At 73.0% G+C, this 20,998-nt stretch carries 26 protein-coding genes; 9 read left to right on the top strand and 17 right to left on the bottom strand.

What is annotated here, in order from left to right; all coding sequences use genetic code 11:
- Positions 1–138: 138 nt before the first annotated feature.
- The 6 genes from BU198_RS04195 to BU198_RS04220 form a co-directional block, all read right to left on the bottom strand.
- Complete coding sequence (locus BU198_RS04195) at positions 139–396, bottom strand: lasso peptide biosynthesis PqqD family chaperone (RefSeq protein ID WP_188295460.1); 258 nt, start codon at positions 394–396, stop codon at positions 139–141.
- Positions 397–2,229 (bottom strand): asparagine synthase-related protein, encoded by a 1,833-nt coding sequence (locus BU198_RS43695; RefSeq protein ID WP_188295461.1) that lies wholly within the window; start codon positions 2,227–2,229, stop codon positions 397–399.
- 10 nt (positions 2,230–2,239) lie between these two features.
- Positions 2,240–2,356, bottom strand: a complete 117-nt coding sequence (locus BU198_RS04205) for a lasso RiPP family leader peptide-containing protein (RefSeq protein ID WP_188295462.1) — start codon at positions 2,354–2,356, stop codon at positions 2,240–2,242.
- 399 nt (positions 2,357–2,755) lie between these two features.
- Positions 2,756–3,340, bottom strand: coding sequence for a short chain dehydrogenase (locus tag BU198_RS04210; RefSeq protein WP_188295463.1), 585 nt, complete (start codon positions 3,338–3,340; stop codon positions 2,756–2,758).
- 28 nt (positions 3,341–3,368) lie between these two features.
- The gene (locus BU198_RS04215) at positions 3,369–3,581 is read right to left on the bottom strand and encodes a DUF4287 domain-containing protein (RefSeq protein ID WP_188295464.1); all 213 of its coding nucleotides are present in this window, start codon (positions 3,579–3,581) and stop codon (positions 3,369–3,371) included.
- 90 nt (positions 3,582–3,671) lie between these two features.
- Complete coding sequence (locus BU198_RS04220) at positions 3,672–7,655, bottom strand: Pls/PosA family non-ribosomal peptide synthetase (RefSeq protein ID WP_188295465.1); 3,984 nt, start codon at positions 7,653–7,655, stop codon at positions 3,672–3,674.
- Between the two features lie 278 nt (positions 7,656–7,933).
- Between BU198_RS04220 and BU198_RS04225 the strand changes: the two genes are divergently transcribed.
- Positions 7,934–8,542 carry a histone deacetylase gene (locus BU198_RS04225; RefSeq protein WP_188295466.1) on the top strand — a complete coding sequence of 203 codons (609 nt, stop codon included), beginning with the start codon at positions 7,934–7,936 and terminating at the stop codon, positions 8,540–8,542.
- 165 nt (positions 8,543–8,707) lie between these two features.
- Here the strand turns inward: BU198_RS04225 and BU198_RS43700 are convergent, their stop codons facing one another.
- Positions 8,708–9,202, bottom strand: a complete 495-nt coding sequence (locus BU198_RS43700; RefSeq protein ID WP_188295467.1) for an EF-hand domain-containing protein — start codon at positions 9,200–9,202, stop codon at positions 8,708–8,710.
- 343 nt (positions 9,203–9,545) lie between these two features.
- Positions 9,546–10,022, bottom strand: coding sequence for a carboxymuconolactone decarboxylase family protein (locus BU198_RS04235; RefSeq protein WP_188295468.1), 477 nt, complete (start codon positions 10,020–10,022; stop codon positions 9,546–9,548).
- 237 nt (positions 10,023–10,259) lie between these two features.
- Here BU198_RS04235 and sigJ point away from each other — a divergent pair, with 237 nt between their 5' ends.
- Positions 10,260–11,177, top strand: coding sequence for an RNA polymerase sigma factor SigJ (gene sigJ, locus BU198_RS04240; protein WP_188295469.1), 918 nt, complete (start codon positions 10,260–10,262; stop codon positions 11,175–11,177).
- Between the two features lie 106 nt (positions 11,178–11,283).
- Here sigJ and BU198_RS04245 read toward each other — a convergent pair whose 3' ends face one another.
- The 3 genes from BU198_RS04245 to BU198_RS04255 all read right to left on the bottom strand — a co-directional run bounded on the left by BU198_RS04245 (position 11,284) and on the right by BU198_RS04255 (position 13,078).
- Complete coding sequence (locus BU198_RS04245; protein WP_188295470.1) at positions 11,284–11,685, bottom strand: hypothetical protein; 402 nt, start codon at positions 11,683–11,685, stop codon at positions 11,284–11,286.
- 249 nt (positions 11,686–11,934) lie between these two features.
- Positions 11,935–12,567: a DUF2306 domain-containing protein gene (locus BU198_RS04250; protein WP_188295471.1), complete on the bottom strand. Its 633-nt coding sequence runs from the start codon at positions 12,565–12,567 to the stop codon at positions 11,935–11,937.
- A 157-nt stretch (positions 12,568–12,724) separates the two neighbouring features.
- Positions 12,725–13,078 carry a VOC family protein gene (locus tag BU198_RS04255; RefSeq protein ID WP_188295472.1) on the bottom strand — a complete coding sequence of 118 codons (354 nt, stop codon included), beginning with the start codon at positions 13,076–13,078 and terminating at the stop codon, positions 12,725–12,727.
- A gap of 156 nt (positions 13,079–13,234) precedes the next feature.
- Between BU198_RS04255 and BU198_RS04260 the strand changes: the two genes are divergently transcribed.
- On the top strand, positions 13,235–14,119 hold the full coding sequence (locus BU198_RS04260; RefSeq protein ID WP_188295473.1) for a hypothetical protein: 885 nt from the start codon (positions 13,235–13,237) through the stop codon (positions 14,117–14,119).
- Positions 14,120–14,199: 80 nt separating this feature from the next.
- On the opposite strand, the gene BU198_RS04265 is transcribed toward BU198_RS04260, so the two are convergent.
- On the bottom strand, positions 14,200–14,703 hold the full coding sequence (locus tag BU198_RS04265; protein ID WP_188295474.1) for a translationally-controlled tumor protein: 504 nt from the start codon (positions 14,701–14,703) through the stop codon (positions 14,200–14,202).
- A gap of 322 nt (positions 14,704–15,025) precedes the next feature.
- On the opposite strand from BU198_RS04265, the gene BU198_RS04270 reads away from it, so the two are divergent.
- On the top strand, positions 15,026–15,346 hold the full coding sequence (locus BU198_RS04270) for a hypothetical protein (RefSeq protein WP_188295475.1): 321 nt from the start codon (positions 15,026–15,028) through the stop codon (positions 15,344–15,346).
- A gap of 58 nt (positions 15,347–15,404) precedes the next feature.
- Here the strand turns inward: BU198_RS04270 and BU198_RS04275 are convergent, their stop codons facing one another.
- Genes BU198_RS04275 through BU198_RS04285 form a run of 3 tightly spaced genes read right to left on the bottom strand, consistent with a single transcriptional unit; the run spans position 15,405 to position 16,336 of the window.
- On the bottom strand, positions 15,405–15,872 hold the full coding sequence (locus BU198_RS04275; protein ID WP_188295476.1) for an NUDIX domain-containing protein: 468 nt from the start codon (positions 15,870–15,872) through the stop codon (positions 15,405–15,407).
- A gap of 15 nt (positions 15,873–15,887) precedes the next feature.
- Positions 15,888–16,133 carry a hypothetical protein gene (locus BU198_RS04280; RefSeq protein ID WP_188295477.1) on the bottom strand — a complete coding sequence of 82 codons (246 nt, stop codon included), beginning with the start codon at positions 16,131–16,133 and terminating at the stop codon, positions 15,888–15,890.
- Positions 16,134–16,135: 2 nt separating this feature from the next.
- Positions 16,136–16,336, bottom strand: a complete 201-nt coding sequence (locus tag BU198_RS04285; RefSeq protein ID WP_188295478.1) for a hypothetical protein — start codon at positions 16,334–16,336, stop codon at positions 16,136–16,138.
- 118 nt (positions 16,337–16,454) lie between these two features.
- On the opposite strand from BU198_RS04285, the gene BU198_RS04290 reads away from it, so the two are divergent.
- Entirely contained in the window at positions 16,455–17,294 is an 840-nt protein-coding gene (locus tag BU198_RS04290) for a helix-turn-helix transcriptional regulator (protein ID WP_188295479.1), read from the top strand.
- Positions 17,279–17,512 carry a DUF397 domain-containing protein gene (locus tag BU198_RS04295; protein ID WP_188295480.1) on the top strand — a complete coding sequence of 78 codons (234 nt, stop codon included), beginning with the start codon at positions 17,279–17,281 and terminating at the stop codon, positions 17,510–17,512. The genes BU198_RS04290 and BU198_RS04295 overlap by 16 nt, the downstream gene beginning before the upstream one ends.
- A 60-nt stretch (positions 17,513–17,572) precedes the next feature.
- On the opposite strand, the gene BU198_RS04300 is transcribed toward BU198_RS04295, so the two are convergent.
- On the bottom strand, positions 17,573–17,848 hold the full coding sequence (locus BU198_RS04300; RefSeq protein ID WP_188295481.1) for a hypothetical protein: 276 nt from the start codon (positions 17,846–17,848) through the stop codon (positions 17,573–17,575).
- A gap of 438 nt (positions 17,849–18,286) precedes the next feature.
- On the opposite strand from BU198_RS04300, the gene BU198_RS04305 reads away from it, so the two are divergent.
- Positions 18,287–18,535 carry a hypothetical protein gene (locus BU198_RS04305; protein WP_188295482.1) on the top strand — a complete coding sequence of 83 codons (249 nt, stop codon included), beginning with the start codon at positions 18,287–18,289 and terminating at the stop codon, positions 18,533–18,535.
- A gap of 152 nt (positions 18,536–18,687) precedes the next feature.
- Entirely contained in the window at positions 18,688–19,071 is a 384-nt protein-coding gene (locus BU198_RS04310) for a nuclear transport factor 2 family protein (RefSeq protein ID WP_188295483.1), read from the top strand.
- Between the two features lie 184 nt (positions 19,072–19,255).
- On the opposite strand, the gene BU198_RS04315 is transcribed toward BU198_RS04310, so the two are convergent.
- Entirely contained in the window at positions 19,256–19,783 is a 528-nt protein-coding gene (locus BU198_RS04315) for a DapH/DapD/GlmU-related protein (RefSeq protein WP_188295494.1), read from the bottom strand.
- A gap of 114 nt (positions 19,784–19,897) precedes the next feature.
- Here BU198_RS04315 and BU198_RS04320 point away from each other — a divergent pair, with 114 nt between their 5' ends.
- Entirely contained in the window at positions 19,898–20,827 is a 930-nt protein-coding gene (locus BU198_RS04320; RefSeq protein WP_188295484.1) for a LysR family transcriptional regulator, read from the top strand.
- Positions 20,828–20,998: the final 171 nt, after the last annotated feature.

Raw genomic sequence — 20,998 nt, forward strand, 5'->3', positions numbered from 1 at the left:
GCCGCAGCGCGTGCATCACCCGGCGGATCCGGGCCGGGGGGAGCCTCTCGATCAGCCGGGCCGCGCCGATCGCCGCGAACGCGGCCGGGCGCCGGTGCCAGGGCGGCCGGTCGGTGCGGGTGGCGTGGGTGTGCAGGCTCATCCGGTGACCAGTCCGGCGGTGCGCAGGCTCTCGTGCAGCCGGTCGACGTCGGCCTGCGCCTGGGTGGCCGTGACCGGGTGCAGGTTGCTGAGGTCGGCGGCGATCTCCTCGGCGGTGCGGCCGTCCAGCAGGGACCGCAGGATGTGCAGTCCGGTGCGGTTGAGCTGGAAGTAGCGGCCGTCGCGCTCGTCCAGGACGACGGCGCCGTCCTCGGTGGGTGTGAGGGTCACGTGGGGGATCAACTGGACGGCCATTCAGGCTCCTTGGGTACCGGGCGGGGTGTGGGGGTGCGGGCTCGTCGCGTGGGCGCGCAGCCAGTGCTCGCAGGCGAGGGTCGCGTCCAGGGCCGCGTAGGGGGTGCCGGGCGGGTACAGCCCGAGGCAGGCCCGGCGGAGCGTGTCGGGGTCGACCAGTCCGGCGCGGACCAGGGCGCTGTCCTCGATGAGGGCGGCGAGTCCGGCGCGGTGGCGGGCCAGTCCCTGGTGGGTGTCGGGGGTGAAGTCGCCCTTGCCGGTGCGCCGCAGGAGGTCGGCGGGCATGTCGGGGGCGACGGCGGCGGTGAGCAGCGGCTTGTAGGCGAAGGGTGTGCCGCGGGTGGCGGGGTCGGCGGCCAGGCAGGCGTCCAGGACCCGGTCGTCGAGGAGGGGCACGCTGTAGGGCACGCCCGCGCGGGCGGTGGCGTCGGTGAGCTGGCGCATGGCGGAGGCGCTGTGGCGGACCATGTGCAGCACCTGGTGCTGGGCGTGTTCCGGTGCCAGCGGCCGGGTGTCGCGCAGGGCCCGCAGCTGTTCGCGGGCCAGGTCGGCGGCGTGGGCGGTGGCCCAGGGGGGCAGCCGGGGTTCGATGCCCCAGCCGAGCAGTTGGGTGGTGCCCGGCGGGTGGGGGTGGGTGAGGCGTTCGGCGGCGTGGGCGAGCCAGGCGGGGTAGGGGCGGGGGTCGGTGAGGGCGCGCAGGGCGTCGGGGAGTTTCCAGCGCAGGCGGGCCCGGTGTCCGCGCAGGTGGCGGGCGGCGGTGGCGGGGTGGCGGGCGAGGAGGGTGCGCAGGTAGGCGGGCAGGGCCTGGAGGACTTCGTCGCCGCCTTCGCCGCTGATCCGCAGCCGGGCGCCGTGGTCGGCGAGCAGGCGGGCGACGGCTTCGTCGCGGGCCCTGGTGCGGGTCCAGGCGAACGGTTCGTCGCCCTGGGGGCCGGGGGTGTCGATGCCGGCGAACATCGCGGGCAGGTCTTCGGCGGGCAGGACGAGGCGTTTGCCGGGCAGGTGGTGTGCGGCGCGTTCGGCCCAGACGGCGTCGTCGTGGCGGGGGTCGAGGGAGCCGAGGGTGACGGTGAGCAGGTCGGCCGGGCCGGTGGCGGCGAGGAAGCACAGGGGGGTGGAGTCGAGGCCGCCGGAGAGGTCGGCGGCGACGAGTCCGCCGCCGCGGGTGCGGGTGTCGACGGCGCGGCGCAGGGCCTGGCCGAGGGCGGTGGCGGCTTCGGCCGGGGGCCGCACGGGGGCCGGGGGGTGCCAGTGGGCGGTGGTGCGGGCGGGGCGGTGGGGGGCGAGTTCGGCGGTGTGGTGCGGTGGGACGGGCGTGATGCCGGGCCACAGCGGCAGGGTGTCGGCGGGGTGCGGCAGCGGGTGGGCGAGCCGCAGGGCGAGGTGGTCGGTGCTCGGGGTGAGTCCGGCGGCGGCGGCCAGGACGTCGGCCCGGTCGGCGAGGACGGGGACTCCGTCGATCTCGGCCAGGTGGAGGCGGCGCAGTCCGGACAGGGTGCCGCGCGCGGCGACGGTGCCGTGCGCGGTGGCCAGGAGGTGGAAGCTGCCGGCCAGGTCGTGTGCCGCGGCGAGTGCCTCGTGCGGGTCGCGGCTGCGTTCGGCGTGGTGGCGCAGCCGGTGCGGGTCGGCGTCGCTGGTGCCGAGGACGGCGAGGGCGACGGGTCCGGCCTGGGCGGTGACGGCTTCGCCGGACGGCCAGTGGCCGAGGATCCAGGGGCGTCCGCTGGGGTGGTGCAGGGCACGGCGCTGGGCCGTGCCCCACACCGCGGCCACCGCGGCCCCGGCGTCGGTGTCCGGCAGGACCACGAACCCGGTCCGTCGGTGACCGCTCACGTCCGGTGCCTCAGGGAATGAGGTAGTAGCCGTGGACGTCGGACTGGTTGCCGAAGTCGAAGCCCAGGGTGAGGGCCGCGAAGTCGCCGAGTTCGATCAGCATCGGGGGTTCGTAGACGTCGGTCATGACGATGTCCTCTCGTTCGCGAGGGAGTTGGACACGATCGCCGGCCGGCAGTACCCACTCTTCCCTCCCTGTTCGCCAACGGACAAGCGGGGCCCGGGGCTTCGTCCGGAACCCGACGCCCGCCACCCGAGTGGAAGGTGGCGCTCCCGGGACTGCTGAGCACCAGAAGTACGGGGTGGCGGGGGTGGCGGGCGGGAGGCGGGATCCGGTCAGCCTGGCCCGCAGTGGTGTAGACCTGTCTGGCGCCGGAACGGGGCCCCGCCGACCGTCGGTCCGCAGTGGCCGCAGGCTTCGGGCACCCGCGGCCGGCCGGGTGCCGGCCACCGGGGGTGTTCGCGCTGCTGCCGGCCGCGCGCGGGGAGTCGGCCGGGCCGGCTTCCCGCGCGCGGGGAGCGTGGTTCAGGGGCGCAGGGTCAGGCCCTGGGCGGGGCCTTGGACGGCACTGAGGTAGGTGCGGGCGACCTCGGTGACGGGGGTGCCGCCGGCCGGGTCCATGCCGAGGCGTTGCAGGGTTTCGGTGATCCAGCCGGGGCTGACGAGGTTGATCCGCAGGCCCCGGGGCAGTTCGGCGGCGGCGTTGCGGACGAAGCCCTCCAGGGCGCTGTTGATGAGGGCGCCCAGTGTTCCGCCGGGCAGCGGGGCGGTGAAGGTGCCGCCGGTGAGGGTGATGGAGCCGCCGTCGCGCAGGTGGTGCAGGGCGCGGCGGGCGAGGGCGACTTGGCCGAGGAGCTTGCCCTGGAGGCCGGCGAGGATCTCCTCGTCGGTCACCGAGGCCAGGTCCACCAGCGGGCCGGAGGCGGCGCAGCAGACGACGGCGTCGAGGTCGGGCAGGCCGGCGAAGAGGGCGTCCAGCGAGGCGGGGTCTTCGAGGTCCACCGTCACGGGGCCGCCGCGCGAGGCCCGGACGACCTGGTGGGTCGTCTCCAGGGCGTCGGCGACGGCTCGTCCGAGGGTTCCGGTGGCTCCGATCACGAGTGCCTTCATGCCCCGATCATCACAGCAACGGGCGGGTTCAGGAGGCCGGTTCGGCGAGGGTGTGGACGACGAGGGCGTTGGCGTGGCCGTGGCCGAGGCCGTGTTCGGTCTTGAGCCAGGCGACGAGTTCCATGTGCCTGGTGAGCGGGGAGGCGCGGATGAGGTCCTTCCACTCCTCGATCGGGCGGCCGTACTTCTTCTCGATGGAGGGGAAGTAGGAGGCGGGGCCCTTCACGGCGGGGGTGGTCATCGGCGTGGTCCTCTCGGCGGAGTGCGGTGCGGTCACGGGGGTAGACCGTGACCGCACCGCGAACTCATCGCTCCGCGCGCGTGATCCGCGTCACACCGCCGCGACGGCCTTGCGGCGGCGCCGTCCCGGGGGCGGGGTGGGGTCGGCGTCCCAGGCGGCGACGGGGTTGCCGAGCCAGCGGGTGGCGCCGGGGACGTTCTCGCCGCGCATGACCAGGGAGGCGGGGCCGACGGTGGCGCCGGCCCCGAGGGTGGAGTCGGGCAGCACGACGGAGTGCGGGCCCGTGGTGGCGCCGGCGGCGAGGTGGACGGGGCCCAGGCGCATGACGCGGTCGTGGAAGAGGTGGGTCTGGAGCACGGTGCCGCGGTTGACGCTGGCGCCGGCTTCGACGGTGACGAGGTCGGTCTCGGGCAGCCAGTGGGTCTCGCACCAGACGCCGCGGCCGATCCGGGCGCCGAGGCTGCGCAGCCACACGTTCAGGTAGGGGGTGCCGGTGATGGTGTGGCCGCCGAAGGGCATGGCGAGTTCCTCGACGAAGGTGTCGTAGAGCTCGTTGCGCCACACGAAGGAGGACCAGAGCGGGTGTTCGGCGACGCGGAAGCGTCCGACGAGCAGCCACTTGGCGGCGGTGGTGACGGCGCAGGCGATGACGGCGGCGCAGGTCAGCACGAGTCCGGCGGCGGCGAGGGCGGTGCCCAGCCCGTAGTCGTCGCGCAGTTCCTGGAGGGTGGCGAGGACGAGGTCGCCGAGCAGGGCGGCGAGGACGATCGGCAGCAGCCGGCACAGTTCGACGCCGGCGCGGGCCCAGATCAGGCGCCGGGGCGGGTCGTAGGTGCGCTCTTCGGCGCCGGTGGCGGCGACGCGGGGCAGGGCGAAGGCGGGGCGGCCGAGCCAGGAGGAGCCTTCGGGGGCGTGGGCGGGGGTGTCGGAGAGCACGCCGACCAGGGAGTTGTCGGGCAGCCGGCGGCCGGGGCCGACGGTGCCGGAGTTGCCGACGAAGGAGCGGCGGCCGATGTGGGCGGGGCCCAGGTGCAGCCAGCCGCCGCGCAGTTCGTACGGGGCGACGAGGGTGTCGTCGGCGAGGAAGGCGCCGTCGTCGACCCGCATCAGGCCGGGCAGGGCGAGCACGGTGGAGGCTTCGACGCGCCGGCCGACGCGGGCGCCGAGCAGGCGCAGCCACACCGGGGTGAAGAGGCCGGCGTAGAAGGGGAAGAGGGTGCGCCTGGCGGTGTCGCTGAGGCGGCTGACGGCCCAGGCGCAGAAGGCGGTGCGGCCGGTGGCGGGGTGGAAGCCGGGGCGCAGCGGGCGGGAGAGGAGGCGGACGAGGAGAGCTGTCAGGGTGGCGTAGCAGAGCAGGGTGAGGGCGGCGAGGGGGATGGTGGCGGGCAGGAGCTGGAGGAGGGCGCCGGTCAGGGTGGTGTCGGTGTCGATCATCGGGTAGACGATGAGCAGGGCGGGCAGGGCGGCGACGGCCGGGAGGACGCCGAAGAGGGCGAGGGCGGCGCCGTAGGCGGGGTTCCAGTGGCGGGCGGCGGGGGCCGGGGTGGTGGGCCAGTGGGTGGGGTTGTCGGTGGTGGGGCGGGCCGGGGAGCCGTGCCGGTGTTCGCCGGGCGGGACGGTGGCGGTGACGCAGGAGCCGGGGGCGATCTCGGCGTGGGCGCCGATGCGGGCGCCGGGCATGAGGGTGGCGCGGTGGCCGATGCGGGCGCCTTCGCCGATGTCGAGGTGGCCGAGGTGGAGGGTGTCGCCGTCGAGCCACCAGCCGGCGAGGTCGGCTTCGGGTTCGATGCTGGCGTGGGCGCCGAGGCGGGCGAGGCCGGTGACGGGGGGCAGGGTGTGGAGGTGGACGCCGGGGCCGACGCGGCAGCCCAGGGCCCGGGCGTAGCGGGTGGCCCAGGGGGTGCCGGCGAGGGCGGCGGTGCCGAGCATGGCGGTGTAGCGTTCGGCGGCCCACAGGCGCAGGTGGACGTGGCCGCCGCGGGGGTGGCTGCCGGGGCGGATGCCGGCGGTGAGCAGGCGGGCGCCGGCGGCGGCGAGGAGGGTGCGGCCGGGGGCGCTGTGGAAGAGGAGGAGGCCGGCGCCGACGGGCCACCAGGAGCTGTGCGGGGCCCAGGCGAGGTGGTTGCCGGTGAGGTTGTCGAGGGCGATCAGGGTGAGGGTCCAGCGCAGTCCGGCGAGGGAGAACATGCCGAGGAGCAGGAGGGTCTGCCAGAGTCCGGCGCTGCGGGGGGTGCGGGTGACGGTGCGGTGGCGGACGGCGGCGGTGGCGACGGTCTCCTCGGGCTCGGTGGCGGCGAGGGTGTCGAGGTAGCCGGCGAGGTCGGCGAGGCGGGGGTGGGCGTACAGGTCGGCGACGGAGACGCCGGGGTGGCCGGCGCGCAGGTCGGAGACGAGGCGGGCGGCGGTGAGGCTGGAGCCGCCGAGGGCGAAGAAGTCGTCGTCGGGGCCGGGGGTGGTGCCGAGCAGGCGTTCCCAGTGGGCGGCGAGCCGGCCGGCGGTGCCGTCCGGGGCCGGGGTGGCGGGGGCGGGGGCGGTGCCGGTGGTGGCAGTGCCGGTGAGCGGCCAGGGCAGGGCGGCGCGGTCGACCTTGCCGGAGGTGCGGGTGGGCAGGGAGTCGACGAGGGCGAGGACGGGCACCAGCGGGGCGGGCAGGCGTTCCAGGAGTTGCCGGCGGGCGGCGGCGAGGTCGCAGGTGGTGCCGGGGTGGGCGACGAGGTAGCCGACGAGCAGGTCGGTGCCGGCCGGGGTCCTGCGGACGGCCGCGGCGGCGGCGCGGATTCCGGGCAGGGCCTGGAGGGCGGAGTCGATCTCGCCGAGTTCGACGCGGCGGCCGCCGAGTTTGACCTGGTCGTCGGCGCGGCCGAGGTAGACGAGGCCTTCGGGGTCGTTGCGCACCAGGTCGCCGCTGCGGTAGACGCGGGGTGAGGCGAGGGCGGGGTGGGCGCCGAACTTCTCGGCGTCCTTGGCGGGGTCGAGGTAGCGGGCGGTGCCGACGCCGGTGATGAGCAGTTCGCCGCTCGCGTGCCAGGGGACGGGGTTTCCGGCCGGGTCGACGACGGCGATCTCCCAGCCGTCGAGGGGGGTGCCGATGCGGACGGGTTCGCCGGGGGTCAGGCGGGCGGCGGTGGCGACGACGGTGGTCTCGGTGGGGCCGTAGGTGTTCCAGAACTCGCGGCCGCCGGTGGCGAGGCGGTCGACGAGTTCGGCGGGGCAGGCTTCGCCGCCGACGATGATCAGGCGGACGGCGTCCAGGCACTCCTGCGGCCACAGGGCGAGCAGGGTGGGGACGGTGGAGACGGCGGTGATGCGCCGGGCCACGAGCCAGGGGCCGAGGTCGGTGCCGGCCTTGACCAGGGCGCGGGGGGCGGGGACGAGGCAGGCGCCGTGGCGCCAGGCGAGCCACATCTCCTCGCAGGAGGCGTCGAAGGCCACCGAGAGGCCGGCCAGGACGCGGTCGCCGGGGCCGAGGGGCTGCCGGGGCAGGAAGAGGCGGGCTTCGGCGTCGACGAAGGCGGCCGCCGAGCGGTGGGTGACGGCGACGCCCTTGGGGCGCCCGGTGGTGCCGGAGGTGAAGATGATCCACGCGTCGTCGGCGGGGGCGGGCCAGGCGGGGCGGCCGGACGGGCGGGCGGCGGGGGCGGGGTGCACGGCGCGTCCGGGGCCGAGGACGGCGCAGACGGCGGCGTCCTGCCAGATCAGCTCGGCGCGTTCGTCGGGGTCGTCGGCGTCGACGGGGACGTAGGCGGCGCCGCAGCGCAGCACGGCGAGGATGGCGACGTACAGGTCGGCGGTGCCGGAGGGGATGCGGACGCCGACCCGGTCGCCGCGGCCGATGCCGTGCCCGGCGAGCAGGCCGGCGAGGGTGTCTGCCTCGTGCAGCAGGGCGCGGTAGTCGAGGACGGTGCCGCCGGTGTCGAGCGCGGGCGCGTCGGGGTGGGCGTCGGCGGTGGCGGCGATGATGTCGAGCAGGCTGCGGGGGCCGGGGGCCTGGGCCGCCGGCCGACCCGCCGCGGAGCGGCCCGGGTGGGGGCGGTGCAGCGTGCCTGGGCCGGCCGTTTCGGGGCGTGCGTCCATGGGTGGGGTTCCTCGGCTCCGGGGTCCTGGGGGGGCGCGTACGGTGCCGTTGTCACCTTCCGGGACGCGCGCCCATCCACCATGACCGTGCTGGGAGCCGGCTGGATGCAGCGGGGGTGCGATCAAAGGAGATTCTCATCATCGATGCCGTACGGGGTCGACGACGGCGCGAATCGAATGACATTTCGCGCGATTTCGATCGTTTCCGCCGGTGAGGGGGAATCGCCGACTACCAGGACGGCGACGGTGCCGGGGCCGCGACGGTGGGAGAGAACAGGATGCTCGTCTGGTACGTGGCGTACGGCTCGAACCTGCACGCCGCCCGTCTCGCCTGCTACCTGCGCGGCGGGCGCCCGGACGGCGGGGCGCAGGACCAACCGGGTGCCCGCGACCGGCGCCCGCCGCGCCGGGCGGTGGCGACCGCGCTGCCGGGCACGCTGTACTTCGCCGGGCGCTCGCGCACCTGGGGCGGCGGCTCGGCCTTCTACGACCCGGCCGGGTGCGGCGAAGTCCCGTGCTGTGCCTATCTGATGACGCTGAGTCAGTTCAGCGACGTCGCCGCCCAGGAGATGGGCCGCCCCCCCGGCACCGACCTCGACCTCGCCCCGGTGCTCGCCACCGGGCGCGACGAACTGGGCCCGGGCCGCTACCAGACCCTGCTGCACGTCGGCGAGTCGGACGGGAGGCCGCTGCTGACCTTCACCGCCTCCTGGGGCGTGGCCGGCGCCGAGCTGAACGCCCCCACCCGGCCCTACCTGCGGACCCTGGCCGCCGGCCTGGCCGAGTCCCACGGCTGGGGCCCCTGGCGCACGGCCGGCTACCTCGCCACCCGCCCGGGCGCGGCCGGGCACTGGACACCGCGGGCGGTGGAGGCGGCGCTGGGCTGAACTCCCCCGCCCGCCGAACTCCACCGCCCTCCTGCGGACAGGACCTCCACACGGTGATCACGCGCCAGAACGGCACCGGGGCCGTCCGACTGGAGCCGGCAGCTCGCCGCCGCCTTCGCCGCCGGCGAACTGCCCTACGGCCCAGCCGCGTTCGGGGCACAGGCCTCAGGTGGTGTACGTCTGCTTGATGTGCTGGACGCACTCGTCCCGGGTGAGGTGGCCGTCGCCGTCGGCGTCGATCTGCTGGAACTCGCCGAGGGCTTCGTTCGAGGCGACTCCCTTGGCCTGCTGCCAGGTCAGCCACTCCGCCAGGGAGATGCTGCCGTCGCCGTCGGCGTCCACCGCCTCCAGGATCGCGAGCTCGAACGGCACCGCGACCTGGTCGAGGAAGTCGGGCCGCCGGTAGGCGGCGACGAACTCCCGGGCGCTGACCCTGCCGTCCCCGTTCGCGTCCGTGCCGTCGAGCAGTTCCTGCCACATCCGGTTGCCCAGGCCGACCACCCGTCGCCAGGTCTCGGTGCCCGGCTCGCCGGCGCCGACCCGCCGCAGCACCTTGTGGACCAGCTGGTCGATGTCGACCTGCTCGATCACTCCGTCACCGTCGACGTCCAGCCTCTTGAACATCGCCTGGAAGTGGTCGCGCTCTGTCCGAGTCACCACGGAACCCACCTGTCCCTTTCTGATACGACGGAGGTGTCCGGCTCACCTTGTCGCATCTCCGGCCGTCGGGGCGGGTGTCACGCCGTTGATCACTCGAAAGAGAGGCAGCGGTGACGGAGGTGGACGGACGGGCTCCGGGGAGGCCGGCGAACTGCCGTGCGACCCCTGGACGTTCGCCCGGAGGCCTCGGGCGTACGGCGCCCGGCGGGCGGTGAGCCGGACGGCGCCGCACACGAAACCCTCTCCCCCGCCCGGGCGGCGGACCGGACCTGTTCCGGCCGCGGCTCCCACCGGCCTTGTGTGGCAGCACAGTTGAGGGCCGGTGGGCGTACGGCGCGAGCGGTCAGTGGTTGTACATGCCGACCTCGTAGCCGCCGCCGGGCTGGCGGGTCATCACGTTCGCCCGGTTGAAGGCGTTGATCAGCGCTATCACGCACACCAGCGCCGCCAACTGCTCCTCGTCGTAGTGCTTCGCGGCGTTCGCCCACACCTCGTCGCTCACCCCGCCGGCCGCGTCGGCGAGCCGGGTGCCCTCCTCGGCGAGTTCCAGCGCGGCGCGCTCCGCGTCAGTGAACACGGTGGCCTCGCGCCAGGCCGCGACCAGGTTGAGGCGCACCGGGTCCTCGCCGGCGTGCACGGCCTCCTTGTAGTGCATGTCGAGACAGGCGCCGCAGCCGTTGATCTGGCTGACCCGCAGCCGCACCAACTCCTGGACGGCGTACGGCAGGCTCGACTCGGCGATGGGCTTGTGGGCGGCGATGACGTGCTTGAAGACCTTGCCCATGACGGGGCTGGTGAAGGGGTTCAGGCGGGGTTCCATGACGGCTGCTCCTCGGTCGGTGTCCCGTTGTCGCCCCTTGAGACAGAACGGCCCGCCGTTTTGTGACATCCCCCCGCCGGTCCGACGCCGTGACCTGCGCCACACCGCCCGCCCGTGCGCCGCGAGGGGCCTCGGATAGCCTGCCGGTCACGGCCACGGTCACGGTCGGGAAAGGGGGATTCCATGACGGGATCAGCGGGTTCAGCGGGTTCAGCGGGTTCGGCGGGTTCGGCGGACATGGCGGGCGCGGCCGGGTACCGGCCGCTGCTGTTCTCCATCGCCTACGGGATGACGGGTTCGGTCGGCGACGCCGAGGACCTCGTCCAGGACACCTTCCTCGGCCTCACCCGCGCCGGCCTGGCCGGCACCGTGATCACCGACCCCAAGGCGTACCTGACCACAACCGTCACCCGGCTGGGCATCAACCACGTGAAGTCCGCCCGGGTACGCCGCGAGACCTACCTCGGCGAGTGGCTGCCCGAGCCCGTCGTCACCACCGCCGCCCGCCCGGGCCCGGCCGAGCACGCGGAGCTGGCGGACACCCTGTCGATGGCGTTCCTGGTGCTGCTGGAGGCCCTCTCCCCCGTCGAGCGCGCGGTGTTCACGCTGCGCGAGGCGTTCGGGTACGGCTATCCGGAGGTCGCGCGGATGGTCGGCCGCGGCGAGGCGAACTGCCGCCAGATCCTCGCCCGGGCCAGGAAGCGCCTGGCCGTCGCCGGGGACGGGACCGCCGCTCCGGCTCCGGCCCGCCGCGCGGAGGGCGAGGAGCTGGCCCGCCGCTTCTTCGAGGTCGCCGAGGGCGGGGACCCGGAGGCGCTGCTCGGCATGCTCGCCCCCGACGTGGTCTTCCAGGGCGACGGCGGTGGCAAGGCCCGTGCGCTCGGCCGCTCCGTCACCGACCCGCTGCGCGTCGCCCGACTGCTGGTCGGCGGCTTCCGCCGGATCCGCCGGCTCGGCGCCCGCCTCACCCCCGCGTGGGTCAACGGCCGCCCGGGCGCGGTGCTGTACGACGCCGAGCAGCGCGTGGTCAACGTCATCGGGCTGGACATCGACGCCGACGGCGCGGTGCGGGCGGTCCACGCCGTGTCCAACCCCGACAAGCTCGCCCACCTCGGACCGGTCTCGGACCTGGGGCTGCTGCCCCCGCCGAAGTGACCCCCGCCGAAGTGACCCCCGCCGAGGTGACCCTCGCCGAGGTGACCCTCGCCGGACGTGGAGCGGCCCGGGCCCGGCTGCCGGGCCCGGGTCGCTCAGCCCCGGGTCAGGGGGTGGTGCAGACCGCGGTCGCCCGGATGGACTCGGTCCCGCTGCCGGTGTTGGTGCCGCGCACGACCCAGGAGCTGCCGTCCGGGTAGGAGTCGGTGAAGAAGATCGCGTAGGCGCTGGTCTGGCCGCCACCGCCGGTGGGCACCTCGCCGGACGGACACGTCACGTAGGCGTACCCGTTCTCGCCCGGGGCCACGTCGACCCAGTCGCCGGTGACCTGGTCGTGTGCGGCCAGCAGCTGGGGGTTGGTGGTGGTCGGGTTGTGGGGAATGACGACGGCCGGCTTGCCGACGGGCTTGCCGGTGGGCTTCGCCTCGGCGGCGGCGGTCGCGGTGCTCGCGGCCAGCACGCCGACGACGGCGAGGGCGGTCAGGGCGAGGGGCTTGATGCGGGCCATGTTCGGCCTCCTGGAGTTCTGGGTCGGGCTTTCGTCGGCGGGGGCCGTTTCCCCGCGCCGGCCCCGACCCGTACCCGGACCGAGGCGCCCGCTGCCCGGGTGAGCGTCCGGCTACTCGGGCGGAGGAACGCCGCTGCCTGGCCGGGCTAACAACCGCCCCGCACCCGGCGGGCCGGGCCCCGCCGCGTCTCCCGGGCGCCGGCGTTCGATCGACGCATCGCCGACGGGGAGACCCGAGCAGTCCTCACCTCAAGCCGGGGCGGCCGGTCCGGCGCGACGGGTGCGGGTACGAGTGCGGGTGCGGGTGAACCAGCAGGCCAGCAGCAGGTTGGGCACCCAGCACAGCCAGGCCACGGCGGTGTAGGCGGGGCGCAGGCCCAGGCCGGCCGTCGTGGCGGCGAGCACCATGAGGCGCAGCGTGACGGCGGCGAAGGTGAGGGCGAAGCTGCGGATCATCCAGCGGCGGTGGTCGGCGACCCGGCCGGCGAGGATCGTCCGCAGCCCCATGGCGCCGGTGATCAGCCAGGCCACCGCCAGGCAGGCGAAGCCGAGTCCGGAGACCGCTCCCCCGTAGGCGACGGGTGCCAGCAGCAGGGCGCCCACCGCGCCGGTCAGGCAGCCGAGCAGGTAGACGACGCCGATGCGGCGGTGCCAGCGGGGCTTGCGTGCGCGCAGGCGCTTGGAGAACTGCCAGGGGCCGACGGCCAGGGCCGTGATGGCGCCGGAGATGTGGATGGCGAGCGGGACTTGGTGGGTCAGGTAGGTGTCGCGCTGCTCCTCGAAGAACGCCTCCGGGTCGAGGCGGAAGTACTTGGCGGAGATGACGACGATCAGCGTGGACAGCATCGTCATGATGGCCCAACCGGCCCGCGTGATGCGCATGGGTCGAGTCTCGGGCCCGGCGCCGCCGGCGGACATCCGGCATGCCCCCGATACGCACCCCCAGAAAACCCCACTTCCCTTACGGGGCAAGGTATTTGCCGGGCGTAAGTCACGACGTTTCCGCGCCGGGGTCATCCCGTTCCGGAGCGGGACGCGGTCAGGCGGGCTGCCAGAGTTCGATGCGGTTGCCCTCGGGGTCGGTGACCCAGCCGAACCGGCCGACGCCCGCCATCTCCTGGGTCTCCTCGGCCACGGCGGCGCCGTGGGCGCGCAGTTGGGCGAGCATCGCGTCCAGGTCGCGGACACGGAAGTTGAGCATGGTCTGCTGGGTGCGGGAGCCGAAGTAGTCGGTTCCGGAGTCGAAGGCGGCGAAGACCGTCGGCCCGGCCTGCTGGTGCCAGAGGCCGTGTTCGTCCGCGTCCAGCCCCAGGCTCTCGCGGTACCAGGCGCTCAGCGCCGTCGGGTCGGCGGCCCGCAGGAAGTACCCGCCGATGCCAAGCACTCGTTCCATGCCGCCATCCTGCCAGGGCGGCGGCCCCGGCCGGGGTAGGCAGGGGCGGCGGGTGGGAGCCGGCTGCCGGGGGCCGCAGAGGGGATCGCGGCAGCGGAGGGGGATGATGGTCCGAGCAGGTCGGGGTGTGGGCGGGTTCATCCAGGGGGTACGGCAGTGATCACGGTGGAGAGCCACGGGGCGTTCGGCGCCAACCGTGTCGGGGTGGAGCGGCTGCCGTTCCCGCTGAGCTTCAGCGTCGGTGAGGCCGAAGGCTCGTGGACGGTGAGCGGGGCGGCCGCCCGGGCCTGGGAGCTGATCGACGTGTTCACCCGCACGGCGAACGACACGGTCGTCGTCCTGAACCTCGAATCGAACAGCCTCTTCGACAAGGACAACCGGCCGTGGCCGCCGTCCCGGATCGCGGCGCAGCGGGGCGTGGACTGCACCGCCCGCGCGGTCGGGGGCCGGGCCCCGGGATCGATGGACCTCGGCGAGGAGCTCCTGATGATGCGCCGGGACGACCTGCCCCGGTTCCTCGGCGGCGGCTGGGCGCCGTACGAGCTGTCGCTGGTCGACGTTCCGGCGGGCACCACCGCGGCGCAGCTCGACGCGCTCGACCTGGCCGTCGGCGCGGCCGTGGTCGCCGGCGAGCCGGTCCTCCCCCGCCTCGGCGGTTCGCGCTTCTGGTACTCCGGGCACGACGACTGCTACCTGATGGCGGAGTCGACGGATCCGGCGGTGCCCCCGGCACTCCTCGCCCGGCTGCTGGCCCTGCTGGCCGGGTCTGCCCTGATCGGGGCCGGCCACGCCGCGCCGGTGGAGGTCCCGGAGCCGGACGAGGCGCTGCCGCGGCGGCTGATCGCCGAGAGCCCGCACTGGGTCGGATCCGTCAGGAAGGTGTCCGGCACCACGGTGACGGTCGGACTGTCGGCCCTGCCGCGGCCGTGGCGCCTCGGCGAACAGCCGCCGGAGCAGCCCGGCTACGCGGCGACGCTCGACCTGGCCCTCGGCGGGTGGCGGCTCGCCTCCGGTGGGTCCGAGAGCGTGCCTCTTCGATGAGATGCGGAGGCTGAGGGAACTCCTCGGCCCGGCGCGGGATTCCGCGCCGGGCCGAGGAGTGCCAGGCCGAACCGGTGGCGTCAGTACTCCTCGACCCTGAGCCCCTGGCGGACGTAGTACAGGAACGGAGTGGTCCCGTCCTCACCGACCTTCAGGAGAACGACCATGGCCTCGGGGTCCATGGTCTCGCCGGTGAAGAACCGGTAGCTCCCGAAGTCGGCGAGTACCCCCTTGACCCACTCCTGCGCCTGCTGCTGCCATGCGGACCGCTCGTCCGCGGGCACCTTCTCCGACAGCCTCTTCAGGTACGCCTTGATGTGGCCGGTGTAGTTCTTCGCGTCGTACGCCGTCTCGACGAGACGGTGCGCGTCAACGACGTTGAGGACCGTGACGGCGGCCGAATCGCCCACCTCACCGGCCTCCTCGCCGTCCTCCTCGCCACCACTGGCGCCGGTGTCGATCACCACGGCCGTGTTGCGCGTGACGTACTTGCCCTCGGCGACGTAGCAGATGCCGTCTTCCTTGATCGGGACCGAGTCCGACAGCAACTCGTCGCCGTTGAAGACGTCCTTGTACACCTTCATGCAGATCTCCATCCCACCCGGACCAAGCGTCGTCGGCCCACCCTAGCCTCTGCGTAACATGACACTCACACAGTGTGAATGCCCGTTCGATATCGAGGCCCCGTGATGTCACGCCCGGCCGAGCAGGTCCGGCCCCGGCCTGTGGAAACAGCAAATCGGTAAGTATGCGAATCTCTTTCGGGTGAACCACCGGGCCCACAGGGGAGGCCGGTTCCCGCCCCGGGCAGACCAGCCGTCGGGGGCGACGAGGTGCCCACCGGTTCGGGGCCTCGGGGCTCCCGGCAACGCACCCCATCTGCGAACCCCAGTACGGGAGTCCACCATGCGTATGCGCTTCAGCCCGCGCGCGGCCCTCGTGGTCACCGCCGGCGCCCTCATCCTGTCCCTGGTCAACGTCTCGGCGGCCTCGGCGGCCCCCGGCGTCGTGATCCAGGAGAACGGCAGCACCTTCAAGCAGGCCCGGGACCCGCAGGGCGGCCAGTGCTACCCCGGCCTCGGCGCCGACACCGCGATCGCCAACCGGACCAGCGGCACCATCCTGCTGTTCCCCGACGGCAACTGCCAGACGAAGATCCTCAACCCCCTGGGGCCGGGCGAGTTCCGGCCGGACGAGAACGTCGGCAGCTTCCTGGCCCTGGACTGACCCGGCGCGAACTCCTCGGCCCGGCGCGGACTTCCCGTGCCGGGCCCGAGGTGTGTGTTCAGGCGGCGCGTTGGCCGTGGAGGAGAACAGGGAGAGTACGGCTGGCGAGGGCTTCGGCGGCGCGGGCGGCCTGGGAGGGGGCCATGAAGTCCGGCAGGTCCGGGGCGGGGACGAAGCGGGCGCCGAGCAGTCCGCTGCGGTGCCGGGGCGGGACGGTGACCTGGGCGGTGTCGGGGACGGTGCCGCCGTCGAAGACGAGGTTGAGGCGTTCCAGGTAGCGGTCGGCGGGGGTGAAGTCGACGGCGAGGATGTCGGTGAGACGGGCGATCAGCCCGGTCTCGGCGTGGAGGTGGCGGGCGGCGGCGAGGTGCGGGGGCTCGTTGGGGCGGGCGGATCCGCCGGGCAGGATCATGCCGTCCATGTAGTCGGGGTCTACGAGGAGGACGTCGCCGCGGGGGTTGCGGATCAGGACGAGGCAGCCGAGCCGGCAGACGGGGGGCTTGGCCAGGAGTCGGGGGTCTTGCATGGGGGGCGGCTGCTTTCAGTCGTCGTGCGTGAGGCGCTCGTGGCGCAGGCCCTTGCGCAGCAGGTCGACCACGCGCAGGAGGTCGGCGGGGCGGGCGGTGAGGTGGAGCAGGTAGCTGCACGTCAGGCGGCCGGTGTGCCAGTCGACTTCGAGGGTGGGGGGCCGGACGCCGCCGAGGGCGAGGACGGTGGTGAGGTCGTCCAGCACGTCGGCCGCCTGACGGCGCTGCTCGGCGGTGGCGCGGGAGAGAGTGGAGGACATCTTCACTTCTCCCCGGGGCGCTTGTGGACCTCGAAGCCGCGCCAGGCACTGTAGGCGTCACCGAAGAAGACGAAGGTGGCCAACTCACCGTCGGGCCGGCGCAGCCACTCCCCCGTCATCTCGTTGCGGACCCGGTAGCGGTCGGCCTCGACATCGAACCGGACGCCGTAGCCCAGGAGGCGCGGGGCTTGGTCTTGGGGCATGGGAATGAACTCTCTGCGATCGGAGTTTCACGTTCTGTGTACATGCTGGAGCAAGGTCACCTAGCATGGAAAGCGGCCTGCTACTTGCCTCCGGGCTTGCTGGAAGTTGAGAACCGCCATGAACAAGAAGCAGATTGACCCCGAGTCCAGCCCCTGGGCGCCCTTCGGGATCCAACTCCGCAAGTCGCGAGAGGCCAGGGGCCTCCGCCAGGAGGAGCTGGCCCCGCTCATCGGGTGCTCGCCGTCGCACCTGTCCTACGTCGAACTTGCCCACCGGCCCCCGACCCGCAAGCTCGCCGAACTGGCGGACGAGGTACTGGAGACCGGCGGCACCCTGCTGCTGATGTGGTACCAGCTGAAGAACGCGGCGATCCTGGAGGGGTTTCCGGAGTACGCGCGCTACGAGGCGCTCGCGGAGCAGATCAGGATCTTCGAGATCGACATCATCCCGGGACTCGTGCAGACCCTGGCGTACACAACCGCAGTCACCATGGGTTACGTCAGGCAGGGTCACGCAACCATGGAAGAAGCCGAGGAGCACATCTCATTCAGGATCAACCGCCAGAAAGTCATCGAGCGCACCCCGCCCCCGGTCATCCACGTGGTGCTGGACGAAGGCTGCCTCAGGCGGATCATCGGCGGACGGGACGTCATGGTCGAACAGTTGCTCCGTCTTGAAGAGTTGGCCGAACTCCCGAATGTGATCATCCAGGTGGCGCCCTACACCCTGGGCGAGAACCGGCCGCTCACTCACACGGTGCACCTCCTTACCATGCCGACCCGCAGGATTCTCGTATACGGCGAGATCGAGCAGCGAGGCTACATCGACCGCGATACCAAGTCGGCTGCCACATTGACCAGGAGCTACGATCGGCTTGCGGTCGAGGCCCTTGGCCAGACCGAATCGCTGGCTTTCATCCGTTCGACAAGGAGGGACCTGGAGTGGATGTCGACCTGACTGAGGCTTCCTGGCGGAAGAGTTCGTACAGTGGCGGGAACGCCGGCCAGTGCATCGAGGTAGCCGACGGCTTCGTCGGCGTCATGCCCGTGCGCGACTCCAAGGACCCCTCGGGCCCGGCCCTCGCCTTCTCCTCCCCCGCCTGGCAGGCCTTCGTCACCGCCATCCGCACCGGCAAGTTCGACAGCCACAACTCCCCTCGCCCCGCAGCACGCTGACGATCCTGCCGAAGGGCGCGAAGCCGCCCGGCCCTTCACGAGGGCCGGGCAGCACGGGAGTCACTCCAGGTGGTGCCCGACCAGGGCGACCAGCCCCTCCCCCAGCGGCGCCGGATCGAGCTCCGGGTCGGGCATCCGCTGTAGCAGGAAGCCGTCCACCACGAAGCCGGCGAGCCCGAGGGTGGTGAGGAAGACGTCGAACGCGTTGTACTGCCGGCGGGGAAGCTCGGAGAAGTCCCTGGTGTCGACCGGTTTCCCCGGGACCACGGGAATCAGCAGCAGGGCCTCCCAGGCCAGGAACGCCCCGGTCAGGGTCACCGGCAGGGAATGACCCATCACACGCTCCAGTGCTGTGGATCCGTCCGTACGACCGATGTGGACGATGGCCCTGGACGGTCGTCCAGATCAAGCGCGGGACGGGCCGCGCACCGGCTCGCGGCCGTCCGGCCGATTCGTGCGGAGCCCCGGCTTTTGACGGCGCGGGATGTACACGGGCGGCCGCGACCGGAGCGTCCGTGGAAGCGGGTGGGCGGGTCGGCGTGCGCCGTCGAATCGGGTGGACGTGAGGCTTCCGCCCACCGGATCTCCTCCGCCGACTCCGCTGCAAGGCCGCTGCTTTGACGGGCCCCCGGGCTCACGTCCACCCCTGGCGACCAGCTGTTTTCTGCCAAATTGGTCTCTACCATTGCCGCGAATCCGGGATTCCGGAAGGCTCCCAGCCGAACGCCGGGAAGCGGACTCCGGCGTTCTCGCCCAAGGGAGGAAGACACCGACATGGCACTGCGCAAGACGGTTTCCACCATGGCCCTGGCCGGACTGCTCACGGTCGCGGGCGGCCTGATGGTCGCCCCCGCCGCCCAGGCGTCCACCACCAGGACGACCGGCTACACCTACGTCGGCATGTACCCGAGCGGCGCCGCGTGCGAGGCCGCCGGCAAGGCCTACGTCACCCGCGGAGAGGCGGTCAGCTACTTCTGCGACGTCGCCCCGAACACGGCCCGCCTCTCCGTCTGGTTCTTCTAGGACGTCCGACGCCCACTGAGCCCAGCAGCCGGCCCCGCCGCCCCCCTTCCCCGGGCCGGCGGGGCCCCGCCGTGTACCACACCACCGGCCCGGGCGTGTCGAGGACGGGTCAACCCGGGCGCCGGGCGCGATCGGACGGCTACGTTCCGTCCATGGATTTCAACGCGATCGCGAACTCGTTCGTCCAGCACTACTACACGACCTTCGACACCTACGGATCCCGGCCCGGCCTGGCGAGCCTCTACCGCCCCGAGTCGATGCTCACCTGGGAAGGCCAGCAGTTCCAGGGGACGCAGAACATCCTCACCCAGCTCACCAAGCCCGAACTCAAGGTCGTCAAGCACCGGATCACCGTCGTCGACTCCCAGCCGACCACGGGCGGCGGCGTCCTGGTCGCGGTGACCGGCAGCCTCGTCATCGACGGCGCCCACGACAAGCCCTTGCAGTTCACCGGCACCTTCAACCTCCAGCCGATCCCCGGCCAGCCCGGCGGCTTCTTCGTCTACAACCACGTCTTCCGCCTCATCTTCGGCTGAACCGGATCGAACTTCGGCGGATGCCCGCGTGCTGAACCGCGGTGGCGGCGGTGCGCCTGCTGGTCACGCCGTTCGGGGATGACCGCGGTGATCCCGCGGGCCTTGAGCACCCCTCGGATCGTGCGGGAGGAGCATGCCTGGTCTCCGAGCGGCATGGTCGGGGCCGTGCGCGGCCCGGCCGGGCTCAGCCGATCGTCTTGATCACCCGGGCGGGCACTCCCGCGACCACGGTGCCGCCGGGGACATCACGCGTGACCACCGCACCGGCGGCGACCACCGCGCCGGCGCCGATGGTCACCCCCTGCGTGATCACGGCAGCCGTCCCGATCCAGACGTCGTCCCCGATGACGATCGGGGCGAAGGAGAGGTACTCGCGGCGCTCGGCCAGGGGCAGTGGATGGCCTCCGGTGACGAGGCTGACCTTGGGGGCGATCATGACGCCGTTCCCGATACGGATACCTCCCTTGTCCATGAAGGTGCATCCCTGGTTGACGAAGACGTTTTCCCCGAACGTCGTGTTCAGCCCGTGCTCGGTGAAGAACGGCGGGTAGATCACCACCGACTCCGGCAGCGGGCCGCCGAACACAACAGAAAGTAGTTCCGCGCGGCCTTCGCTGTCGCTGAACGGAAGCACGTTCAGTCGAGACGTCGCATCGGTCACTTCTGCGATCCGTTCCGCATGAAGCGCGAATTCAGGCGTCTGGACATACATGACCTGCTCTGTGCGGGTGGACATGTGCTGATCTCACCATCGCGCAGAACACTTGATCAAACAACCCTGCACCACACCAGACACAACCAATGGTTGTGAAAGTAGGGTGGAAGCATGGATGTTGAAGCACTGCGGACGTTCGTCGCCGTCGCCGAGACCGGCCAGTTCCAGGGCGCGGCCGACGAACTGGGGATCAGCCAGCAGGCGGTCTCCAAACGGATTGCGGCCCTGGAGAGGCACACCGGGGTCACGCTCCTGGTGCGAACGTCCCGAGGCTCCCGGTTGAGCCTGGACGGGCAGGTCTTCTTGCCGCACGCCAGGAAAGTCCTGACGGCCGTCGGGCAGGCCGAGCGTGCCGTGCGCCCCGGGAGCCGTCCCTTGCGCGTCGATGTCCTCAATCGGCGCATCTCCCCGGCCCAGGCCGTCTATCGGTTCTACCGCTCCCACCCCGGGACGGACCTGGACGCGGTCACGCTGAGCGAGGAAAACGCCGAGCAGGCCGTCCAGGCGGTGCTCGAAGGGACCGTCGACGCGTCCTTCCGTGCCCTGCCGGCAGACCAGGTCCCGGCCGGGATCAGCACCGAACGACTCCTGGACGTACCCCTGGAGCTCCTGGTCGGCCCCGGTCACCCGCTGGCCGACGTGCCCTGGGTCAGCCCTGCGGACCTGGGCGGTCACCGCATCTGGATCCCCGGGATCAGGCCGAGCACGGAGTGGGCGGCGTTCTACCAGGCACTGTCCGAGGCCTTCGGCCTGAGCATCGACGCGCTCGGCCCCAACTTCGGTGACGAGGCCCTGATGGACGCTCTGGCCGACTCGGCCTCGCTGGCCACCCTCGTCGGCAGCGGGGACCGGTACCTGTGGCCCCAGACCCACGACCTACGGCGCATCCCGCTGCACGACCCGACCCCGGTCTACCCGCACGTGCTGCTGTTCCGCAGCGGAGACCAGCACCCCGTGCTGACCGCGCTACGCGACCATCTGCGCACCGCAGGCCCGCGAACCCCGCACGACGCGTGGGCACCGGACTGGGTAGCCCGCTGACCGGACGACCGAATTGACAGACCCGGCCCAGCGGGCGCCCGGCGACGCGGGTGCTCGCCGAGCACCGGGAGGCCGACCGCGCCTCCGGGCGGGTCCTCGCCAAGGCCGGCTTCGTCCCCGTCCGCGCGGGCTTCGGACTCGTCCACCACGAGCTGCGCCCTTGACCCCTGC

The organism is Streptomyces sp. CBMA156, assembly GCF_014596515.1.
GTDB lineage: Bacteria > Actinomycetota > Actinomycetes > Streptomycetales > Streptomycetaceae > Kitasatospora.